Origin of the sequence: Verrucomicrobium sp. GAS474, from assembly GCF_900105685.1 — a bacterium.
In the GTDB taxonomy this organism is placed as follows: Bacteria; Verrucomicrobiota; Verrucomicrobiia; order Methylacidiphilales; family GAS474; genus GAS474.
The window spans coordinates 3,354,916-3,375,154 of the sequence record NZ_LT629781.1; the positions used below are offsets into that span (position 1 = coordinate 3,354,916).

The following is a 20,239-nucleotide window of genomic DNA, read 5'->3' on the forward strand; positions in this document are numbered from 1 at the left end:
TAGGCGGACGCGCTTGGGCGGCGCCTTGTCTCCAAACTGTTTTAAAATCGGCTGCTTCCTGGAGCGCCCGAGGGTACGCACTATAGGGAGAGACGGGGCCAATACGCCCAGACTTCTATCGGGAGAGGAACGCTTGGGATGACTTGCGCGTCTTCGCACTCGCGGAGCCGAAGGCGGCCTAGCCCCCGAAGAGGACGCCCGGGTCGTACTGATCAAGATCGACCAGAATTTCCCGCGGCTTGGCTCCGTTTTCGGGGCCGAGGATGCCGTGGCGTTCGAGGAAGTCGACGACCCAGGCCGCCCGGTTGTATCCGAGCCGGAGACGCCGCTGGAGCATCGAGGTGCTCGCCCGCTTCTCCTCCCGGATGACGTCGAGGCAATCGACGATGAGTTCCTTGTCCTCGTCGGCGATCTCCTCGTCGGTCGCGCCCTGGGGGTTGAGCTTCTTGTGGATCTCGGCCTCGAAGCGGGCCCCGGCCTGCTTCGCCGTGAACTCGACGACGGTCTTCACCTCGTCGTCGGTGACGAAGGCCCCCTGCCCGCGCATCGTCTTCCCGGAGCCGGGCGCGAGGTAGAGCATGTCGCCCTTGCCCAGGAGGTTCTCCGCGCCGTTCTCGTCGAGGATGACGCGGGAGTCGAGCGAGCTCGGCACCTGGAAGGCGACGCGGGAGGGGATGTTCGTCTTGATGAGGCTGGTGATGACCTCGCGTCGCGGCGTCTGCGTCGCGACGATCAAATGGATCCCCGCGGCACGCGCCTTCTGGCAGAGGCGGACGATGGCGGTCTCGACGTCGGCCCCGGTCGTCTGCATGAGGTCGGCCAACTCGTCGATGATGATGACGAGGTAGGGGAGCTTTTCGGGGATCACGTCGTCGGGATCGGGCCGGAGATGCTTCGGGATCTCGGCGGGGAGCTTCACCCCGTCGGCGTCGCCGCCCTCGGCCCCGGCCAGGAGGTCGAGCTGCTCGGGCTCGTCCTGCTTCCGCTTCGACTCGATCTCGGCCTTTTCCTTGTCCTTCGGGCGGGCGTTGAAGGCGGCGATGTTCCGGACGCCGGTCATCGCCAGCATCTTGTACCGCTTCTCCATCTCCTTCACCGCCCAGTTCAGGGCGACGAGGACCTTCTTCGGATCGACGACGACGGGGACGACGAGGTGGGGGATGTCGTTGTAGACCTGCATTTCGACCTGCTTCGGATCGACGAGGATGAGGCGGAGGTCGGCAGGGCTGAACTTGTAGAGGAGGCTGAGGAGGATCGAATTGATGCAGACCGATTTGCCCGAGCCCGTCGTCCCCGCGATGAGGAGGTGGGGCATCTCCGCGAGGTCGGCGACCAGCGTCTCCCCGTAGACCCCCTTGCCGAGGGCGAGCGGGATGCGCGACTTCGCCGAGGTCCACTCGGGCGTCTCGAAGAGGTCGCGGAGGACGATGGGGACCTTCGAGGTGTTCGGGATCTCGATGCCGACACTGTCCTTGCCGGGGATCGGGGCGAGGATGTTGATCCGCTCCGCCTTCATCGCGCGGGCGAGGTCGCGCTGGAGGGTCACGATCCGGTCGACGCGGACGCCGACGGCGGGATAGACCTCGTAGCGGGTGATCGTCGCCCCCTTCGTGATGTCGCCGCGCGTCACCTCGATGCCGAAGGTCGAAAGGGTGAAGACGAGGAGCTCCGCATTGGCGACCAGCTCCGCCTCGCTCGTCGGGACGTGGCGGCTGACATCGGCCTTCTTCAGGAGGGCGAGCGGCGGCAGGAGGTAGTCGTCATACCCGCCGACGGCGGAGAGGCCGGAGAGATTCGCCGGGGCGTGCGAGGAGGAAACCGGCGCGGGCTTCCGCTCCCGGACTTCGGGAGCCTTGGCGGGAATCACCGCCTCGATTTCCTCGGGCTCCCTCACTTCTTTGGCCTCTTCCTTCTTCGCCACGGGGAGCGGCTCGACCGGCGGGGGGACCTCCGCCTTTACCGCCGCGTCGATGATCCGGGGCGGGGGGAGCGGGACGGCGGGCGCCTCTTCCTCGTCGAGGGCCGGAATCGGCATGACCTGCGGGACCGGAGTGGGCCTCGGCACCGAGGCCGCCGCCTGCTTCGCGAGGGTCTTTTCGAGGATCTTCTGTTCCCGGCCCAGCTTCCGCTTCGCCACCTCGATCTGGCCGACGGCCCCCTGCTTCTCCAGGCGGCTGTCCTGCCATTCCTGGATCTGATCGGCCAGCCAGTTCCAGCACCGGGCGACGAGCTCGACCGGGCCGAGGCGGTAGAGGAAGAAGAGGGCCGTCAACATCAGCGAGCTCAGGAGGATCGTCGCCCCCGTCACCCCGGCCACCTTCTGCAGGAAAAGACTGATCCACCGGCCCAGAAACCCGCCGACGCTGTCGGCGATGCCGATCTTCCGCTGCCAGACCTCGCCGAAGAAATGCTGGAGGTCGAGGAGGGCCGAGGTCGTCAGGAGGAAAAGGAGGGCCCAGAGAGCCGCCTGCCCCCAGGCCGTCTCCTTTTTCACGAAGAACGAGATCGCCGCCACCAGGAAAAGGAACGGCACCAGATGGGCCGCCATCCCGAAGCACCAGAACAGAATGAACGACCAGACCGCCCCGATCCAGCCGATGGCGTTGCCGATCTGCTCGTTGGAGTGGGAAAGATTGAAGCCGAGGTCGCCCGCGTCGTAGTTCACCAGGCTCAGGAAGGTCAAAATCGTCACCAACGAAAAGACCCCGCCCCAGACTTCCGAATAGACATGCCCCTGCTTCTGTTTGGTGACCGTTTTTGCCATGGACTTTGAGGCTGGGAGTATCGGCTCCCCGGCCCCTCCTTTCAATCCCGAATAGAAATTTTATGCGTAAGAAATAAAAATCACTCGAAACAATCGAACGGTTGACGCTTTCCCCCCATTGGTTAATGATAAGCGGGTGGAAAAGTCGACTGTGCAGGTAGCCCGCAACGGGGACCTGGTTTATATCCAAGTGATCGGGCGGGGTTCGTTTCAAAATGCCTCCCATGTGAAGCATTTCTCCGAAGAAGTGCTCAAAAACGGTGCCAAAGAGATCGTCATCGATCTCAAGGAATGCACCTATCTCGATAGCACCTTCCTCGGGACCCTGGCCGGAATCGGCATCAAGCTCCGCGCCGCGACCGCCGAGGCCTCGACCCTCCAGCTCCTGAACGCCACGGCCCGGAACACCGAGCTGATCCAGAACCTCGGCCTCGACCGCCTCTTCCGCTTCGAGACCTCCGCCCCCGTCCCCGCCCCCGAGACGACCGAGAAGCTCGACGGCACCGCCGCCGGCAAAGTCGAGACCGGCGAGACGATGCTCGAAGCCCACGAGACCCTCATGCAGTGGGACGCCCGGAACGTGGCGAAGTTCAAGGACGTCGTCGCCTACCTGAAGGAAGACCTCGGCCAGACGGTCGATTAGGCCCCCCCCTTTCGGGCCCTTCCTTTTCCCAAGCAGCCGGAAGACCGGAAAACGGGATGACCGCCCGTTTCCGTTTTCCCTTTATCTCCATTTTTTCACTTTCCTAGAGATCAGAACCGACGTAACGAATCTAAAGAGCACCCGACCATGAGCGAAGAAGTACAGAAAGAAGAGATCCCCGCCTCCCCTGCCGCCGAGGCGTCCGAGACCCCCGTCGACCTCGCCGCCGAACTGGCCAAGCAGACCGCCAAGGTCGCCGAGCTCCAGGACAAGCTCGTCCGCACCATGGCGGAATGGGACAACGCCCGGAAGCGGATCGCGAAGGAAAAGGAGGAGGCCATCCGCTTCGCCAACGAGGCCCTCCTGGAGACCCTCATCCCCGTCGTCGACAACTTCGAGCTCGGCATGCTCGCCGCCGCGAACGCCGCCGACGCGAAGGCCATCTCCGTCGGCCTCCAGATGGTCCTCGGCCAGATGCAGAATTTCCTGAAGGAATCGGGCCTCGAGGCGATCGACGCCGAGGGGAAGCCCTTCGACCCCCACCGCCACGAGGCGATCGGCCACGAGCACTCGGAGACCGTCGCCGAAGGCTCCGTCGTCACCCAGCGCCGCAAGGGCTACCTCCTGAAGGGGAAGCTCCTCCGCCCCTCCATGGTCACCGTTTCCGAGGGCAAGCCCGAGAAATCGGACAAGAAAGAGAAGGCGAAGTCCGAGGCCAAGTAAGGCAGACCCCGTCCGACTCAGCTTTCCTCCCCTTCCCCCACCTCCCATGGCCTCCAAACGCGATTACTACGAGATCCTCGGCGTCGACCGCAACGTCACGCCCGAAGACCTGAAAAAGGCCTACCGGAAACTCGCCGCCCAGCACCACCCGGACAAGAACCCGCAGGATCGCAAGGGTGCCGAGGAGAAGTTCAAGGAACTAGGCGAGGCCTACGAGGCCCTTTCCGACGCGAACAAGCGGGCCGCCTACGACCGCTACGGCCACGCCGCCTTCGATCCCGCCGCCGGGCGCGGGGCGGGCGGGGGGGCGGCGGCGGTGGAGGGGGCGGCGGGTTCCACGATCCCTTCGACATCTTCCGCGAGGTCTTCGGCGGCGGCTTCGACGACGCCTTCGGCGGCGGGGGCGGCGGCGGACGCAGCTCGCGCGGCCGGGGTTCCGACCTCCGCTACGACCTCGAGATCTCCTTCGAGGAAGCCGCCCGCGGCTGCGAGAAGGAAATCAACTTCCACAAGCTCGACACCTGCCCCCAGTGCGACGGGAGCGGCGCCGAGCCCGGCTCGAAGATCACCACCTGCGCCACCTGCGCCGGCCACGGCCAGGTCACCGTCCGCGCCGGATTCATCCAGATGGCCCAGACCTGCCCGCGCTGCCGCGGCACCGGGAAGACCATCGAGAAGAGCTGCACCCGCTGCAAGGGCGAGGGCCGCGTGAAGCACAAGGCCTCGATCAACGTCCGCATCCCCGCCGGCATCGACGACGGCACCCGCCTCCGCTCCGCCGGTCACGGCGAGGGCGGCGTCAACGGCGGCCCCTCGGGCGACCTCCTCGTCGTCGTCCACGTCCGCGAGCACGAGCTCTTCAAGCGCGACGGCGCCGACCTCTTCTGCGACGTCCCCATCAGCTTCGCCCGCGCCACCCTCGGCGGCGACCTCGAGGTCCCCACCCTCGACGGCAAGGCCATCGTGAAGATCCCCGCGGGCAGCCAGCACGGCCGCCTCTTCCGGCTCAAGGGGAAGGGCCTTCCCGACCTCCGCAGCCGCACCCCCGGCGACCTCCACGTCCGCATCCTCATCGAGGTCCCCACCTCCCTCAACATCGAGCAGCGGGAGCTCCTCCAGGCCTTCGCCACCAGCTGCGACGAACGGATCCATCCCCAGCAGGAAAGCTTCGTGAAGAAGGCAAAACGCTTCTTCAGCTAACCGACGCCGTCCCGTCGTGAAAATCCTCGTCACCGGCGCCGCGGGCTTCATCGGCTCCCACATCGCCCTGCGATTGGCGCAGGCCGGTCACGAGGTCGTCGGCATCGACAACCTGAACGACTACTACAACCCGAAGCTGAAGGAGGCCCGCCTCGCCGAGCTCCCCTTCCCCAAGGGCGGCAACTTCCGCTTCGTGAAGCTCGACCTCTCCCACCGCGAGGCCTCCGAGGGGCTCTTCGCCGGGACGAAGTTCGACCGCATCGCCCACCTCTCCGCCCAGGCCGGGGTCCGCTACAGCCTCACCAATCCCCACGCCTACGCCGAGAGCAACCTCCAGAGCTTCCTCAACATCCTCGAGGGCGCCCGCCAGAACGCGACCGGCCACCTCGTCTACGCCAGCTCCAGCTCGGTCTACGGGCTGAACCGGAACCTCCCCTTCGCCGTCGGCAACAACGTCGACCACCCCGTCAGCCTCTACGCCGCCACGAAAAAGGCGAACGAGCTGATGGCCCACACCTACTCCCACCTCTACCGGATCCCGACGACCGGCCTCCGCTTCTTCACCGTCTACGGCCCCTGGGGACGGCCCGACATGGCCTACTACAAGTTCACCAAGGCGATCCTGAAGGGGGAGAAGATCGACGTCTTCAACGGCGGCAGGATGCGCCGCGACTTCACCTACATCGACGACGTCGTCGAGGGCTTCATCCGCGTCCTCGACCTCCCCGCCGCACCGAATCCCGCCTGGGACGGCGTGAATCCCGATCCCGCCTCCAGCACCGCTCCCTACCGCGTCTACAACATCGGGAACAACCGCCCCATCGAGCTCATGGCCTTCATCGAGGAAATCGAGAAGGCGACCGGAAAAAAGGCGATCCTGAATCACCTCCCCATGCAGCCCGGCGACGTCGAGGAAACCGCCGCCGACGTCGAGGCGTTGCGGGAGGCCGTCGGCTTCGCCCCCTCCACGCCGATCTCCGAGGGGATTCCCCGCTTCGTGAAGTGGTATCGGGAACGGGGCCACGCGCTCGATTAGCCAGGGCTAGCGCCCCGTCTTCTTCGGATCGAACGCGTCGCGCAGCCCGTCGCCGACGAAGTTCAGCGAGAGGATCGTCGCCCCCAGCGCCACGGAGGGGAAGACGATCAGCCACGGGAACTCCTCCATCACCTTCGCGCCGTCGTCGATCAGCGAGCCCCACGAACTCATCGGGGGCTGGACGCCGAGGCCGAGGAAGCTGAGGAACGCCTCGGTCAGCATGACTGCCGGGACGGTCAGTGTCGCGTAGACGATCACCGGGCCGATGGCGTTCGGGATCAGGTGCCGGAAGACGATACTCCGCTCCGAGGAGCCGAGGATCCGCGCCGCCGCCACGAAGTCCTGCTGCCGGAGGGACTGGACCTGCCCCCGGACGATCCGGGCCATCGAGAGCCACTCCACCGCCCCGATGGCGACGAAGAGGAGGATGAAGTTATGGCCGAAGAAGACCGTCAGCAGGATGACGAAGACAGTGAACGGAAGCGCGTAAAGGATGTCGACCGCCCGCATCAGCACCGAGTCGATCCACCCGCCGCAATAGCCCGAGATCGCCCCGTAGACGACGCCGATGACGAGGGAGACCGCCGTGGCGCAGAGGCCGACGGAGAACGAGATCCGCCCGCCGTAGAGGATGCGGACGAAGAGGTCGCGCCCCAGCTCGTCGGTCCCGAACCAATGGGCGCGGCCCGGCCCCGTCGCGCCGAGGGCGAGGTTGTTCGCCGCATAGGACTGGCCGCAGAGCCATGGCCCCGCGACGACCAGGACGATCAGCCCCAGCAGGAACCAGAGGGAGTAGAAGGCGAGCGGCCGCCGCCGGAACCGCTTCCAGACGCCGGGCTGGGCCGAGACGGGGAGGTGATCACTCATACTTCAGCCTCGGGTTGATCGCGATGAGGACCATGTCGAAGATCAGGTTGAAGACCAGCAGCAGCACGGCGTAGAAGAGGATCGTCCCCAGCACCATCGTGTAGTCCCGGTTGAAGGCCGCCGTGACGAAGAACCCTCCGAGGCCCGGGATCTGGAAGATCGACTCGACGGCGAACGATCCCGTCAGCACCCCCGCCGTCGCCGGGCCCATGAGGGAGAGGACCGGCGTCATCCCGCCCCGGATGGCGTGACGGAAGACGACGGCCCACTCGGTGACGCCCTTCGCCCGCGCCGTTCGGATGTAATCCTGGGAAAGGACCTCGAGCATCCCCGCCCGCGTCATCCGGGCCAGGACGGCCGCCGCCCCGATGCCGAGCGTCAGCGCGGGGAGGAGACGGTTGTTCCAATCGAACCATCCCGAGGCGTCGCACCAGCCGAGGGTGAAGGCGAAGAAGAGGATGAGGAGCGGCCCGAGGACGAACGACGGCAGGCAGATGCCGAGCATCGCCCCCGCCATCGGAATCCAGTCGGCGGGCGTGTCGGCCTTCAGCGCCGCCACCATCCCCAGCGGGACGCCGACGAGGAGGGCGAAGCCGAGCGCCCAGAGCCCCAGCTCGGCCGAGACCGGGAACGCCTGCGCGATCAGCTCGTTCACACTCCGCGTCGGGTACTTGAACGAGGGGCCGAGGTCGCCATGGAGGAGATTCCCCATGTAGCGGACGTATTGGACGCCGAGCGGCTGGTCGAGGCCGTAGTGATGGTTCAGTACCGCCAGCGTCTCCTTCCGCAGCGCCTTCTCGCCGGAGAACGGCCCCCCCGGCGCGAGCCGGATCAGGAAGAACGAGAGCGTCGCGATGACAAAGAGGACGGGGATCATCTCCAGCAGGCGCCGGGCGAGGAAGCGGATCATTGTTTCTCCAATCGGGCCTGTCCGGCCTTCGCCGGATCGAGCCACAGGGTCTTGTAGGAATGGGCCTCCAGCAGGTTCGGCCTCCATCCCTGCACCTCGGGTCGGACCAACAGCGGTTTCGTGTAGAAGTAGATCGGCATGAGCGGCATCTCGTCCATGAGAAGATGTTCCGCCTGCTTCAGGAGCACGAGCCGCGCCCGGGCGTCGGCCGTCCGCTTGGCCTGTTCCATCAGTCCGTCGTACCGGGGATTCGCCCAACCGGTGTGGTTGTTTTCGGCATCGCCCCGCATGATGTCGAGGAAAGCCGTCGGGTCGAAGTAGCCGCCGCCCCACCCCATGCGCGCCACCTGGTAATCCTTTTTCTGAAGCGTCTCGTAGTAGACTTTCGCTTCCTGGTTGTAGAGCGTGACGTCGATCCCGAGATTCTTCTTCCACATCTGCTGGATCGCCTCGGCAATGCGACGATGCCCCTCGCTGGTGTTGTAGAGCAGCTCGACCTTGGGAAAACCCTTCCCGTCGGGATATCCTGCGGCGGCCAGGAGCCGCTTCGCCTCGGCCAGATCGGCGGAAAACATCGGCCCGCTATCGTCGACGTCATAAGCCCCCATGCCCGGCGGCGTGAGACGATAGGCTGGAACCTGCCCCCCCCGCATCACTTCCTTCACGATGCTCTCCCGGTCGATCGCCAGCGCGAGGGCGCGGCGCACCTCGACCTTGTCGAACGGCTTGCGATCGACGTTGAACTGATAGAAATAGCTGACCAGGATCGGCCCGTTCTGGAAGAACTCCGGATGATGGGCGCGGTACCCGTCGATCTTCGAGAGCGGCATCGAGAAGGTCACATGGATCTGGCCGGAGCGGAACGCCCGCTCCTCGCTATCCTGGCTTCCGATGGGGAAAAACCGGATCGCGTTGAGGCGGACCTGCGCGGCGTCCCAATAGTAGGGATTCTTCACCACCTCGATCACGTCGTTCACCTTCCATTTCTTCAGCGTGAAGGCCCCGTTGCCGACGAGGTTCCCCGGCAACGTCCAGGCGGTGTCCCGCTGGTCGATGGCTCCGAATTTTTCGATCGTTTTCTGGTGAATCGGATACCACGGATCGCCCGACATCAAATAAAGGAGGTAGGGAACGGGATAGTCGAGATGAAGGCGGAAGGTGTGGGCGTCGGGAACCTCGTAACCGACCTGGGAAAAATCGGTGATCTTGCCCAGGTTGTAGGCCTGGGCGTTGTGGACCATGAAATGATGCCGCGCCGCCTCGGACCCGAGGTTCGGCGAGAGAATCCGCCGCGCGGCGTAAAGGAAGTCGTAGGCCGTAAGGGGATCGCCGTTCGACCACTTCGCCTCGGGCCTCAGGTGGAAGGTGTAAGTCAGCCCGTCGGGCGAGATTTCCCAGGAAGAGGCCGTCGCCGGAATCGGCTGGAGCGTCGTCGAATCGACATCGGTCAACCCCTCGAAGAGCGCCGCCGTGATCTTTCCATCCATGTCCCACTGGGTCATGTGGGGATCGATCGAGCTCGGCTCCGACGCATTGCCGAGAAGGAGAACCCCTTCGCGGTCGCCCTTCTCGACGGGGGTCTCCCGCTTCTTGCAGCCGGTGAAGGCCAGGGCCAAGGCCAGGAGAGGAAGCAGGAGGCGGTTCATTGCGCGGGCCCCGGGGGGTAGTCGACGCCGAGGCGGTCGATCAGGAAGGCGTACATATCGGCCTTCTCCTCGACAGTGGAGCGGACGAGGTCGGCCCCGCCGTGACCGGCGTTCTTCTGGACGCGGAGGAGGAAGGGACCGCTCCCGGGAGCGGCCTCGGCCTGGAGCTTCGCGATCATCTTCCGCGCGTGCATCGGGTCGACCCGGTCGTCGCTGTCGGCGGAGAGCATCAGGACGGCGGGGTAGGCCGCCCCCTTCGTCACGTGCTGGTAGGGGGAATAGGCCGCGAGCCACTTCAGCGCCGCCGGATCGGCCGGATCGCCGTATTCCTCGATCCACGTCCTCCCGCTGCCGAAGAGAGTGTAACGGACCATGTCGAGGAGCGGCACCGCGCAGACGACGGCGCGGTAAAGCTCGGGATGCTGGGTCAGCGCCGCGCCGACGAGGAGGCCGCCGTTCGAGCCGCCCGAGATGGCGAGCTTCTCCGCCCGCGTGTACTTCCCGTCGATGAGGAACCGGGCGGCGGCGGTGAAGTCGTCGAAGACGTTCTGCTTCCGCTCGAGCATCCCGGCCCGGTGCCATTCCTCGCCGTACTCGCCCCCGCCCCGGAGGTTCGCCACCGCGTAGATCCCCCCCGCCTCCAGCCACGCATAGAGGCTGGAGGAGAAATAGGGCTCCATCGTCACCGAGAAGCCGCCGTAGCCCGAGAGGAGGAGCGGATGATTCCCGTCGCGCAGGCCGTCCTTCAGCGCCTCCTTCCGCCCGACGATGAACATCGGGACCCGCGTCCCGTCCTTCGACGCGTAGAAAACCTGCTTCACCTCGTAGGGCGCGGGATCGATCGGGAACTTCACCTCATCCCAGAGCGTCGTCTTCGCCGTCCCGACGTCGAGGCGGAAGATCCGGGGCGGGATCGTGAACGAGGCGAAGCGGAAGAACGCCTCGCCGCTCTTCGCCCGTCCCGAAAGGCCGCCGAGGCTCCCGAGGCCGGGCAGCTCGACCGTCTTCGGATGGCCGCCGTCGAGGTCGCGGAGTTCGAGCGAGTGGCTCGCGTCCTGCGTCCGGACCAGCGCCAGCTTCCCCCCGATCAGCGAGATCGACTGGATCACCCCTGCCGAGGCCGGGACGATCTCCTTCCAGTTGTCGCGGGCCGGATCGGCGGCGGAGACCTGGTAGACCGCGCCGTGCGATTCCCTGTCGGCGCTCAGGATCGTGAAGGACCCGTGCCACGGGATCACCGAGGTCTCCCCCTTCAATCCCTTCGCCAGTTCCTTCCAGCCACCGTCGGGCGATTTCAGGTCGCGGTAGAAAACATCGGTCTCGGACCAGCCATGGCTGATCGTCGCGATGAGGTAGCGCCCCTCCTCGTCGACCCCCGCGCCGAGGAACGTCCGGGCGTCGCCCGTCGCCGGATGGACGACCTCGTCCCGCGCCGGATCGGTCCCGAGGCGGTGGAAGCGGACCTCCGCATGGCCGGGCCGGTCGGCCGTCGGGATCGCCGGATCGACCGGGAGCCACGTGTAAAAATAACCGCTCCCGTCGGGGAGCCACGAGGGGGAGGCGTACTTCGCCCCCGGGATCACGTCGGTCTCCGCCGTCCTCCCCGTCGCCACGTCGAGGAGGTAGAGCGTCGCCTCGTCCGAATTGTTCCGGTGGAGCGAATAGGCGACCTTCGTCCCGGCCTCGTTCGGAACCCAGACGCCGAGGGAGGTGCTGCCGTCGGCGCTCAACGTCTCGGGGTCGAGCAGAATCCGCTCCTTCCCCTTCTCCCGCACCACCTCGACCGCCTTCTCCCGCCCCGCTTCCTTCCGGGCATAGAAATAACGGCCGTCCGCCTCCTCCGGCACGCCGACGGCGGGGAGGTAAAGGAGTTCGGAAAGGCGCTTCTGCAGCAGGGGCCGCGAGGGCAGCGCGTCGAGCCACGCCCGGGTCGTTGCGGCTTCCTTCGCCGTCCATTCCTCGGTCCGGACGCTCTTCGCGTCTTCCAGCCACAGGAACGGATCATCAGACACCGCGTTCACCGGAGCCCCTTTCCGCTCACAACCCGCGAGGGCAAGGACGACGAGGAGCAATGGCAGAAAAAAGCGGCGATCATCCACAAAGAGTAATTAGATCACTCTCCTCCCCTCCGCAAGGATTGAACCCTTGCAAAAGCTACGCTACAAAGCGGGAACCGATCCCGCCATGAAAGCCCTCTTCCCCCTCGCCTTTCTTGCCCTGACCTCCTCTCTCCTGGCCGACACGCCCGCCCCCGCCGCAGCGGACGCGATCCCGGGCCGCGTCGAGAAAGGGAACCTCGTCATGGAGAACATCCCGGCGATCCCGCCCGCCCTCTCCGACCGCCTCCTCCAATACCAGAGCACCCGGGGCGCGGGCCTTGCCGGATGGGAACAGGGACCGAACGCGGGCAGCCTCCTCATCCTCACCCGCTTCGCCGAGACGGCCCAGGTCCACCGCGTCGCCGGGCCGGGCATGGACCGCCAGCAGCTCACCTTCTTCAAGGAACCGATCGGCGGCGCCTTCCCCCGCCCCATCCCCGCCGGTTCGGGCAACGCCCCCGGCTTCCTCTACCTGAAGGACGTCGGCGGCAACGAGAACCACCAGATCCATTTCTTCAACAGCCAGACCGGCCTCTCCACCCTCCTCACCGACACCAAGACCCCCGCCAAGCACGGCGGCATCCGCTGGGCCCACAAGGGGAACCAATACGCCTACTACGACCTCGGCCGCAACGGGCGGGACTGGGACCTCTACGCCGCCTCGCCCGACGACGCGAAGTCGGCCCGCCTCCTCCTCGCCAACGCCGGGGCCTGGGTCCCCCTCGATTGGTCGCCCGACGACCGCCGCCTCCTCGTCATGCACGAGATCTCGGCGACCGAATCATACCTCTTCGTCCTCGATATTTCCTCGAAGAAGCTGACCCCCGTCCATCCGACCAAGACGAAGATCAGCTACGGCGACGCCCGCTGGAGCCCCGACGGCAAGGGGATCTACCTCACCTCCGACGAGGGCTCCGAGTTCCACCGCCTCGTCTACTTCGACCTCGACAAGGAAAAGCTGAAGTCCCTCACCGACGCGATCCCGTGGGACGTCGACGAGATCGAAACCTCCCCCGAGGCCGGCCTCCTCGCCTTCACGACGAACGAGGGCGGCGTCGGCAAGCTCTATCTCCTCGACCCCAAGACCCAGGAATACCAGCCCGCCGCCGACATCCCCGTCGGCCAGGTCGGCGGCCTCAGCTTCTCGCCCGACGGGACGAAGCTCGGCCTCACCCTGAACTCCCCCCAGAACCCCGCCGACGTCTACGTCCTCACCCTCGCCCAAAACAGCTCGGAAAGGAGCCTCCAGCGGTGGACCAACAGCGAGGTCGGCGGCCTCAACACCGCCACCTTCCCCGTCCCGACGCTCATCGCCTACGACACCTTCGACACCGTCCCCTCCGCCCCCGGCGCGAGCGACACCAAACCCCGCCAGATCCCCGCCTTCTACTACAAGCCCGCAAAGGCCGACGCGAAGAGCCCTGCCCCCGTCGTCATCCTCATCCACGGCGGCCCCGAGGGGCAGTTCACCCCCGGCTTCTCCGCGATGATCCCCTTCTACGTGAACGAGCTCGGCATCGCCCTCCTCGTCCCGAACGTCCGGGGCTCCAGCGGCTACGGGAAGAGCTACCTCGACCTCGACAACGGCGAGAAGCGCGAGGATTCCGTGAAGGACATCGGTGCCCTCCTCGACTGGATCGCGAAGCAGCCGGAGCTCGACGCGAAGCGCGTCATCGTCTCCGGCGGCTCCTACGGCGGCTACATGGTCCTCGCCTCCCTAATCCACTATCCCGACCAACTCCGCGCCGGGATCGAGGAGGTCGGCATCACCCACTTCGTCACCTTCCTGAAGAACACCGAGGACTACCGCCGCGACCTCCGCCGCGTCGAATACGGCGACGAGCGCGACCCCCGCATGGCCCTGATCCTCGACGACATCTCTCCGCTGACCCATGCCGAGAAGCTGACCCGCCCCCTCTTCATCGTCGCCGGGGGCAACGATCCCCGCGTCCCCGCCTCCGAGGCCGAGCAGCTCGTCGCCGCCCTCAAGAAAAACAAGCAGGCCCCCTGGTACCTCCTCGCCAAGGACGAGGGCCACGGCTTCGCGAAAAAATCGAACCGCGACTTTCTCGGAGCTGCCAAGGTTCTCTTTCTCCAGGAGAATCTTACGAAATAAAACTAAAGCGTTTACATAAATAATCGGGGTCGTTGACACCCCCAAACGGGGGGCCGACATTATAGGTAATTACGCCAAGTGGGCGTTGAGTAGGAACCCTCAACCTTGGAGTCTGCCACATGAAACCCCGCACCGCGCCGGTGATGAAAGTCACCGGAGCCTTTCCCGACCTGGAAACCGCCACGAGCGCCGTCCGTACCCTGCGTAAGACCGGCTACCGCAGCGGGCAGATCCGCATCCTGCGCCGTCTCATGCCGCAGCAGTTCCTGAAGAAACTCCCTCACCCCCTCTTCGCCCGCTACCTCCGCCACCTGGCGGGCGTCAGCACCATCCTCGTCTGCGTCAGCGCCCGGAACATCGACGACGCGAAGACGATCCTCGAAAGCGGCGGGGCCCAGGTCGCCCACAACCGCTACTTCCATTCGTTCTCCGACGCCCCCTCCCCGGGCCCCCAGGCCCTCTCGGTCAACCGCTGGCACGAATAGCGTCGGCCATTGTTTAGCCTTCCCCGTGAGGGGCCGAAGTGGCATCTTCGGCTCCTCATGAGTAAGATGGAATGGCCGAAGCTCCTCTCGCACCGCCGCCTCGGCAAACTCGACAAGGCGACCGAGGCGATCGATCCGGCGCGCCCGCCCTTCCATCAGGACTTCGACCGGATCGTCTTCTCCACCGCCTTCCGCCGCCTCCAGGACAAGACCCAGGTCTTCCCCCTCGCCGACAACGATTTCGTCCACACCCGCCTCACCCACAGCCTGGAGACCTCGTGCATGGGCCGGAGCCTCGGCACCGCCGTCGGACAGGATCTCGTGAAGCGGGACCGCCGCCTTCGCCATCTCCATCCCTCGGACATCGGGGCCATCGTCTCCTCCGCCTGCCTCGCCCACGACATCGGGAACCCCCCCTTCGGCCATTCCGGCGAGGACGCCATCCGCCATTGGTTCAAGACCTCGAAGACCATCGACACCTTCCGCGCCGACCTCAGCGAGGGCGAGCAGAAGGACCTCGAATTCTACGAGGGCAACGCCCAGGGCTTCCGCCTCCTCGCCCGCCTCCAGATGGCGAAGGACAAGGGCGGCCTCCAGCTCACCTGCGCCGCCCTCGGGGCCTTCGCGAAATATCCCGCCCCCTCCTCCGCCCACGGCGATCCCTCGACGCCCTGGGCGAAGAAGAAATTCGGTTACTTCCAGAGCGAAGCCGCCCTCTTCGACCAGGCTGCCGGGGAACTCGGCCTCTTCCGGCAGGGCCAGGGCTGGTGCCGCCATCCCCTCGTCTTCCTCGTCGAGGCCGCCGACGACATCTGCTACCGGATCATCGACTTCGAGGACGGCTTTCGCCTCGGCCACGTCACCTACAACGAGGTCCATACCCTCTTCGACAAAGTCATCGGGAAAAAATCGAAGGCGGAGCGGCTTCCCGACCGCCAGCGCAACCACGTCGGCATCCTCCGCGCCCAGGCCATCGGCTCCGCCATCCAGCAGACCACCCAGGCCTTCCTCCGCCACCACGACTCCATCCTCGCCGGCGAACTGATGATCCCCCTCATCAAGCTCCCCGACTTCCCCTCCGGCCCCGCGCTGGAGAAAATCCAGAAAGTCTCGATCCCGAAGATCTACGGCTCCGAGCAGGTCGTCCGGATCGAGGCCGCGGGCTTCGAGGTCCTCGGCGGCCTCCTCGAGCTCTTCGCTTCGGCCCAGTTCTCCCCCCGCCGGAGCGCCCAGGACAAGACCCTCCTCCGCCTCGTCCCCGCTCAGTTCCGCAACGACACCCTCCCCCGCTACCACCAGCTCCTCGACCTCCTCGACTTCGTCTCGGGGATGACCGATAGCTACGCCGTCAGTCTGTACAAGATGCTGAAGGGGATTTCGTTGCCCGGCCGCTAAGCCCGTCCCCCTCGGTTCCCCCAGCCTTTATCCAGCTGTAGGGGGGTCTCCACCCGGTCCCGAAGGAGCACCCAGCGCCCCCCTTCGCGCCCCCTTTCCCCGATCAGCATTGAAAAGCCCCCGTATCGGGGTAGATTGATCCCATCCCCCCGATGAAAGAGACCCTCTCGTTCCAAGGCCGCAACGTCGTCCGCCTCTCCTGCGGCACCGCCTCCATCCTCATCGCTCCGCAGCACGGCGCGCAGCTCCTCGAATGGAGCTTCGGAGGGAAGCAGATCATCCGCTGGCCCGCCGACGCCGATTGGTCGGCACCGACGAAGATCCGCGGCGGCGACCCGATCCTCTTTCCCTTCATCGCCCGCCACTACGTCGACGGCGTCCTCGGCAAGTGGAAGGACGCCGCCGGGGTCGTCCGCGACCTCCCCGCCCACGGCTTCGCCCGGGAGATGCCCTACGAAGTCCTCGAGAGCATCGATTCCCTGGAACTCCGGATGGCGATCACCGACACCGAGGCGACCCGCCTCGCCTATCCCTTCGCCTTCCGCTTCGAGGTCGTCTATCGGCTGACCGAGACCTCCCTCGAAGTCCAATTCATCACCACGAACACCGGCGCCCCCGGCTCGGCCCCCCTCCCCTACTACGCGGGCCACCATTTCTACTTCAACATCCCCGCCAAGGACCGGGACGCCTGGGAGATCGATCTTCCCTTCGCCAAGGCCGGCTATCGCGGCGACGACGGCAACCCGGTCTGGAACGCCACCCCGCCCGCCGACACCACCCTCGGCGATCCCGACCTCGTCGACCGCTTCCACACCGGTCCCCTCGAAACCACCTTCGCCGCCCTCGACCGCTCGACCGGGGCGAAGATCGCCTTCGACCTCAACCCCTCCGGCAACGCCGTCCCCTGGCACACCGTCACCACCTGGACCGAGAAGCCCGAATCCGACTTCTATTGCATCGAGCCGTGGCTCGGCCTCCCCAACGCCATCCACCATGGCGAAGGCCTCCGCCTCCTCGCCCCTGGCGCGACCGAAAAAGCCGTTTGCGTCCTCCACTATTCGCCCGGACATTAAAAGGGTATGAGCATGGCCTCCGAGCCGACGACGGCACTCCACGCGGCGATCCGGGATCTTCCGGCCGCCAGCGCCGCCGTCGTCCCCCGGAAAGTCGACTACCTCCGCCTCTCCGTCACCGACCGCTGCAATGAGCGGTGCCTCTATTGCCTCCCGGAAAGCTTTTCCGCCTGGACCGACCGGGAGGAGCTTCTCACCTGGGACGAGTTCCTCGCCATCGTCCGGGCCGCCGTCCGGCGCGGCTTCCGCCACTTCCGCGTCACCGGGGGGGAACCCCTCATCCGGGACGGCATCGTCGACTTCATCGAGCGCCTCGTCGCCACCCCCGGCGTCGAGACCGTCCAGCTGACCACCAACGGCACCCGCCTCCCCGAGCTCGCCCCCGCCCTCCGCAAGGCGGGCCTGGAGCGGATCAACATCAGCCTCGACGCCCTCGATCCCGACACCTACCACCACATCACCCGGGGCCACATCGCCCCCGTCCTCGAAGGGATCGCCCTCTGCAAGGCCCTCGGCTTCCCCTCGATCAAGCTCAACACCGTCCTCATGCGCGGCAAGAACGAGGACCAGATCGACGCCCTCGTCGCCTTCGCCGCCCGGAACGACACCGCCCTCCGCTTCATCGAGCTCATGCCGATCAGCCTCACCGAGATGCTCAACGAGTCGAATTTCCTCCCCGCGGGCGAAGTCTTCCAGCGCCTCGCCGCCCGGAGCGAGATGATCCCCCTCGAAGTCGGCAAGCCCCCCGGCCACGGTCCCGCGAAGTATTACCGGATGAAGGAGACCGGAGCGACCCTCGGCTTCATCGGCGCCCTCACCGACCTCCATTTCTGCGACGCCTGCAACAAGGTCCGCCTCACCTCCGACGGCAAGCTCCGCCCCTGCCTCGGCAACCACCTCGAGATCGACCTGAAAGCCGCCCTCCGCTCCGGCCAGCCCGCCTCCGAAGTCGCCGCCACCCTCGACTCCCTCTTCCTGCAGACCCTCGCCGAGAAACCTCTCGAACACCTCTTCCGCAACAACTACCAGCCCTCCCGCGTCATGACCGCCATCGGCGGTTAGCGTTCTCATGCGCCTCCTCGCCTTCGCCCGCGCCCGGGACATCCTCGGCAGTTCCGAGATCGAAGCAGCCCTCCTCCCCGGCGATACTCCCTCCACCTTCCTCGACCGCCACTTCCCCCAGGCCCGCCTCTCCCTCCCGCGCGGCACCCGCCCCGCCCTCGACCAGGAATACATCGAGTGGGACGCCTCGATCCCCGAAACCGCCCGGGAACTCGCCATCCTTCCCCCCGTCAGCGGCGGCTAGGCCGCCCCGGAACGCCCATGCAGGTCTCCATCGCCTTCACCGACCGGCCCATCACCGTCGCCCCGCCCGCCTTCCCCCTGGCGCAGGACAGCGAAGTCGGGGCTATCGTCGACTTCTACGGCGTCGTCCGGAGCCTCGAAAACGGGGAGCCCATTCCCGGCCTCGACTACGAGGCCTACCTTCCCATGGCCGAGAAAGAGCTCCGCCGCATCTGCGCCGAGCTCGAAAAGGACCACCCCTGCCGCTCCGTCTCCTTCCTCCACCGCCTCGGCCACGTCACCACCCGGGAAGCCTCCCTCCACGTCCGCGTCGCCGCCAAGCACCGCGCCGAGGCCTTCGCCTTCGCCAAACTCCTGATCGACCGGATGAAAGAAGACGTGCCGATCTGGAAAATCTGAATAACGTTCCCCTCCCATGGCAGACCCCTTCCTCCAAGCCGCGATCGAAGAAGCCCGCAAAGGCCGGGCAGCCGGCGGCATCCCCATCGGCTCCGTCCTCGTCCACAACGGCAAGATCATCGGCCGGGGCCACAACCAGCGCGTCCAACACGGCAGCGTCATCCACCACGCCGAGATGAATTGCCTGGAAAACGCCGGACGCCAGCCCGGCGCGCTCTACCGCGAGTGCGTCCTCTACTCCACCCTCTCCCCCTGCCCCATGTGCAGCGGCGCGGCCCTCCTCTACGACATCCCCAAGATCGTCGTCGGGGAGAACAAGACCTTCCAGGGGCCCGAGGAGTACGTCCGTAGCCAAGGCATCACCGTCGAAGTCGTCAACGACCCCACCTGCATCGAGCTGATGGAGAAATTCATCGCCGAAGAGCCGACGCTGTGGAACGAAGATATCGGGGTTTAAGGCAGGCGGGTTTCTATGATTTGGATCGCGCTACCTTTCTCTTCGTGGCAGTCCTGGTTTTCGTTTCACCTGCACACCGCCGCTAAACGCTTTTAAAACACCCCGGAGGGGTGTCAGCCGGTAGCCGGTGGTTGAGCGAAGCGACACCACCGGTATTAAGCCCATCAAATCGCGCCTCGAAAACAGGATCTCTTCCCGTTGAAGATGACCGGGGCGCACCTCGAAAGCCCTCCGCCCCCCTTTCCAGAGAGTGCCGGGCTACGTCCTCAAACCTCGGCTACCCGCCTTTGATCCCTTCGGGATCGGCATCCCCATGCTATTTCAAGGGACGCTTCATGATGATGCTCCAACGCCTCAAAGAACCCTCGGCGATTTCCGTCGGCGTTGCAGTAACGGCCTCCCATCCTTCTTTTCCCAGATCGTTTAACTCTCGTTCGGACAGATAGCTTCCAGTCAAAAGCTTATACTCCCATCGAACGCCGGGAGCCGGAGCCGTCTGCGCCCGGGAACGCTCGGTAACAGCAAAAATCAGCACCAAAGCCAGAAGCAAAAGCCCCACGGCAGAGAAGTATTTGTTCATTGCCTCACGCTAAGGCATTTTGTAGCCCACTCAAGCCTTCTCCTCCTCAACAAAAAACCCCGGAGTCACCTCCGGGGTTTTTTAAAGCTTGGGAAAGCAGGCTTATTCAGCCTTCTTTTCCTCGACCGTCGCAGCGGCCGCGGCGGAGGCGTTCGCCTCGGTGCCGGGGAGCTGGTAATCGACCCACTCGATGAGGGCGATCTTCGCCGCGTCGGTGGTGCGATGGCCGAGCTTCAGGATGCGGGTGTAGCCACCCTGGCGATCCTGGAAGCGCGGTCCGATTTCGGCGAAGAGCTTCTTCACCGCGTCCTTGTTGCGGATGCGGGAGACGGCCAGACGGCGGTCGTGAAGGGTGCCGCCCTTGGCGAGGGTGACGAGCTTTTCGGCAACCGGGCGGATCACCTTCGCCTTGGCGAGGGTGGTCTGGATCCGGCTGTGCTGGATGAGGCTGCTGACGAGGTTGGCGACGAGGGCTTCCTTATGCTTGGAAGTGCGTCCCAGCTTCGTGACTTTGCGTAAATGGCGCATGATTCAAACTCCT

17 protein-coding genes and 2 pseudogenes are annotated in these 20,239 nt (G+C 65.7%); 12 read left to right on the plus strand and 7 right to left on the minus strand.

From position 1 onward, the window contains the following. Window positions 1–178: 178 nt before the first annotated feature. On the minus strand, window positions 179–2,764 hold the full coding sequence (locus tag BLU04_RS14210; RefSeq protein WP_157895375.1) for a DNA translocase FtsK: 2,586 nt from the start codon (window positions 2,762–2,764) through the stop codon (window positions 179–181). Between the two features lie 151 nt (window positions 2,765–2,915). Here BLU04_RS14210 and BLU04_RS14215 point away from each other — a divergent pair, with 151 nt between their 5' ends. The 4 genes and pseudogenes from BLU04_RS14215 (at window position 2,916) to BLU04_RS14230 (ending at window position 6,366) form a co-directional block, all read left to right on the plus strand. Further along, window positions 2,916–3,407 (plus strand): STAS domain-containing protein, encoded by a 492-nt coding sequence (locus BLU04_RS14215; protein ID WP_343124806.1) that lies wholly within the window; start codon window positions 2,916–2,918, stop codon window positions 3,405–3,407. A 135-nt stretch (window positions 3,408–3,542) separates the two neighbouring features. After that, window positions 3,543–4,130, plus strand: a pseudogene (grpE, locus tag BLU04_RS14220) (nucleotide exchange factor GrpE); the annotation flags it as partial. Between the two features lie 46 nt (window positions 4,131–4,176). Beyond that, a pseudogene (dnaJ, locus tag BLU04_RS14225) lies at window positions 4,177–5,330 on the plus strand (molecular chaperone DnaJ). A 16-nt stretch (window positions 5,331–5,346) separates the two neighbouring features. Beyond that, window positions 5,347–6,366: an NAD-dependent epimerase gene (locus BLU04_RS14230; RefSeq protein WP_093287450.1), complete on the plus strand. Its 1,020-nt coding sequence runs from the start codon at window positions 5,347–5,349 to the stop codon at window positions 6,364–6,366. A 6-nt stretch (window positions 6,367–6,372) separates the two neighbouring features. On the opposite strand, the gene BLU04_RS14235 is transcribed toward BLU04_RS14230, so the two are convergent. Genes BLU04_RS14235 through BLU04_RS14250 form a run of 4 tightly spaced genes read right to left on the minus strand, consistent with a single transcriptional unit; the run spans window position 6,373 to window position 11,801 of the window. Next, complete coding sequence (locus BLU04_RS14235; protein WP_093287453.1) at window positions 6,373–7,233, minus strand: ABC transporter permease; 861 nt, start codon at window positions 7,231–7,233, stop codon at window positions 6,373–6,375. Continuing rightward, window positions 7,226–8,143, minus strand: coding sequence for an ABC transporter permease subunit (locus BLU04_RS14240; protein WP_093287456.1), 918 nt, complete (start codon window positions 8,141–8,143; stop codon window positions 7,226–7,228). Before BLU04_RS14240 ends, BLU04_RS14235 begins: the two co-directional genes overlap by 8 nt. Further along, window positions 8,140–9,789, minus strand: a complete 1,650-nt coding sequence (locus BLU04_RS14245) for a peptide ABC transporter substrate-binding protein (RefSeq protein WP_093287459.1) — start codon at window positions 9,787–9,789, stop codon at window positions 8,140–8,142. The genes BLU04_RS14240 and BLU04_RS14245 overlap by 4 nt, the downstream gene beginning before the upstream one ends. Then, window positions 9,786–11,801: a prolyl oligopeptidase family serine peptidase gene (locus BLU04_RS14250; RefSeq protein WP_162274694.1), complete on the minus strand. Its 2,016-nt coding sequence runs from the start codon at window positions 11,799–11,801 to the stop codon at window positions 9,786–9,788. Before BLU04_RS14250 ends, BLU04_RS14245 begins: the two co-directional genes overlap by 4 nt. A 172-nt stretch (window positions 11,802–11,973) precedes the next feature. Between BLU04_RS14250 and BLU04_RS14255 the strand changes: the two genes are divergently transcribed. The 8 genes from BLU04_RS14255 to BLU04_RS14290 all read left to right on the plus strand — a co-directional run bounded on the left by BLU04_RS14255 (window position 11,974) and on the right by BLU04_RS14290 (window position 19,118). Continuing rightward, window positions 11,974–14,004: a prolyl oligopeptidase family serine peptidase gene (locus BLU04_RS14255; protein ID WP_197672967.1), complete on the plus strand. Its 2,031-nt coding sequence runs from the start codon at window positions 11,974–11,976 to the stop codon at window positions 14,002–14,004. Between the two features lie 119 nt (window positions 14,005–14,123). Continuing rightward, window positions 14,124–14,489, plus strand: coding sequence for a hypothetical protein (locus BLU04_RS14260; protein ID WP_093287464.1), 366 nt, complete (start codon window positions 14,124–14,126; stop codon window positions 14,487–14,489). Between the two features lie 57 nt (window positions 14,490–14,546). Beyond that, complete coding sequence (locus tag BLU04_RS14265; RefSeq protein ID WP_093287467.1) at window positions 14,547–15,884, plus strand: deoxyguanosinetriphosphate triphosphohydrolase; 1,338 nt, start codon at window positions 14,547–14,549, stop codon at window positions 15,882–15,884. 152 nt (window positions 15,885–16,036) lie between these two features. Then, window positions 16,037–16,957: a hypothetical protein gene (locus BLU04_RS14270; RefSeq protein ID WP_093287470.1), complete on the plus strand. Its 921-nt coding sequence runs from the start codon at window positions 16,037–16,039 to the stop codon at window positions 16,955–16,957. Between the two features lie 6 nt (window positions 16,958–16,963). Continuing rightward, window positions 16,964–18,019 (plus strand): GTP 3',8-cyclase MoaA, encoded by a 1,056-nt coding sequence (gene moaA / locus BLU04_RS14275; RefSeq protein WP_231964872.1) that lies wholly within the window; start codon window positions 16,964–16,966, stop codon window positions 18,017–18,019. Between the two features lie 7 nt (window positions 18,020–18,026). Continuing rightward, window positions 18,027–18,263 (plus strand): MoaD/ThiS family protein, encoded by a 237-nt coding sequence (locus BLU04_RS14280; protein ID WP_093287473.1) that lies wholly within the window; start codon window positions 18,027–18,029, stop codon window positions 18,261–18,263. Between the two features lie 17 nt (window positions 18,264–18,280). Continuing rightward, window positions 18,281–18,661, plus strand: coding sequence for a molybdenum cofactor biosynthesis protein MoaE (locus BLU04_RS14285; protein WP_093287476.1), 381 nt, complete (start codon window positions 18,281–18,283; stop codon window positions 18,659–18,661). A gap of 16 nt (window positions 18,662–18,677) precedes the next feature. Further along, the gene (locus BLU04_RS14290) at window positions 18,678–19,118 is read left to right on the plus strand and encodes a nucleoside deaminase (protein WP_093287478.1); all 441 of its coding nucleotides are present in this window, start codon (window positions 18,678–18,680) and stop codon (window positions 19,116–19,118) included. Between the two features lie 316 nt (window positions 19,119–19,434). Here the strand turns inward: BLU04_RS14290 and BLU04_RS16635 are convergent, their stop codons facing one another. Continuing rightward, complete coding sequence (locus BLU04_RS16635) at window positions 19,435–19,698, minus strand: DUF4177 domain-containing protein (RefSeq protein ID WP_157895377.1); 264 nt, start codon at window positions 19,696–19,698, stop codon at window positions 19,435–19,437. A gap of 102 nt (window positions 19,699–19,800) precedes the next feature. Next, complete coding sequence (rplQ, locus tag BLU04_RS14295) at window positions 19,801–20,226, minus strand: 50S ribosomal protein L17 (RefSeq protein WP_093287481.1); 426 nt, start codon at window positions 20,224–20,226, stop codon at window positions 19,801–19,803. Window positions 20,227–20,239: the final 13 nt, after the last annotated feature.

Bases quoted from the DNA above. Each gene is read 5' to 3' on its own strand.
- BLU04_RS14210 (WP_157895375.1), bottom strand. From the start codon at position 2,764: ATGGCAAAAACGGTCACCAAACAGAAGCAGGGGCATGTCTATTCGGAA.
- BLU04_RS14235 (WP_093287453.1), bottom strand. From the start codon at position 7,233: ATGAGTGATCACCTCCCCGTCTCGGCCCAGCCCGGCGTCTGGAAGCGG.
- BLU04_RS14240 (WP_093287456.1), bottom strand. From the start codon at position 8,143: ATGATCCGCTTCCTCGCCCGGCGCCTGCTGGAGATGATCCCCGTCCTC.
- BLU04_RS14245 (WP_093287459.1), bottom strand. From the start codon at position 9,789: ATGAACCGCCTCCTGCTTCCTCTCCTGGCCTTGGCCCTGGCCTTCACC.
- BLU04_RS14255 (WP_197672967.1), top strand. From the start codon at position 11,974: ATGAAAGCCCTCTTCCCCCTCGCCTTTCTTGCCCTGACCTCCTCTCTC.
- BLU04_RS14260 (WP_093287464.1), top strand. From the start codon at position 14,124: ATGAAACCCCGCACCGCGCCGGTGATGAAAGTCACCGGAGCCTTTCCC.
- BLU04_RS14265 (WP_093287467.1), top strand. From the start codon at position 14,547: ATGAGTAAGATGGAATGGCCGAAGCTCCTCTCGCACCGCCGCCTCGGC.
- BLU04_RS14270 (WP_093287470.1), top strand. From the start codon at position 16,037: ATGAAAGAGACCCTCTCGTTCCAAGGCCGCAACGTCGTCCGCCTCTCC.
- moaA (WP_231964872.1), top strand. From the start codon at position 16,964: ATGAGCATGGCCTCCGAGCCGACGACGGCACTCCACGCGGCGATCCGG.
- BLU04_RS14280 (WP_093287473.1), top strand. From the start codon at position 18,027: ATGCGCCTCCTCGCCTTCGCCCGCGCCCGGGACATCCTCGGCAGTTCC.
- BLU04_RS14285 (WP_093287476.1), top strand. From the start codon at position 18,281: ATGCAGGTCTCCATCGCCTTCACCGACCGGCCCATCACCGTCGCCCCG.
- BLU04_RS14290 (WP_093287478.1), top strand. From the start codon at position 18,678: ATGGCAGACCCCTTCCTCCAAGCCGCGATCGAAGAAGCCCGCAAAGGC.
- BLU04_RS16635 (WP_157895377.1), bottom strand. From the start codon at position 19,698: ATGAACAAATACTTCTCTGCCGTGGGGCTTTTGCTTCTGGCTTTGGTG.
- rplQ (WP_093287481.1), bottom strand. From the start codon at position 20,226: ATGCGCCATTTACGCAAAGTCACGAAGCTGGGACGCACTTCCAAGCAT.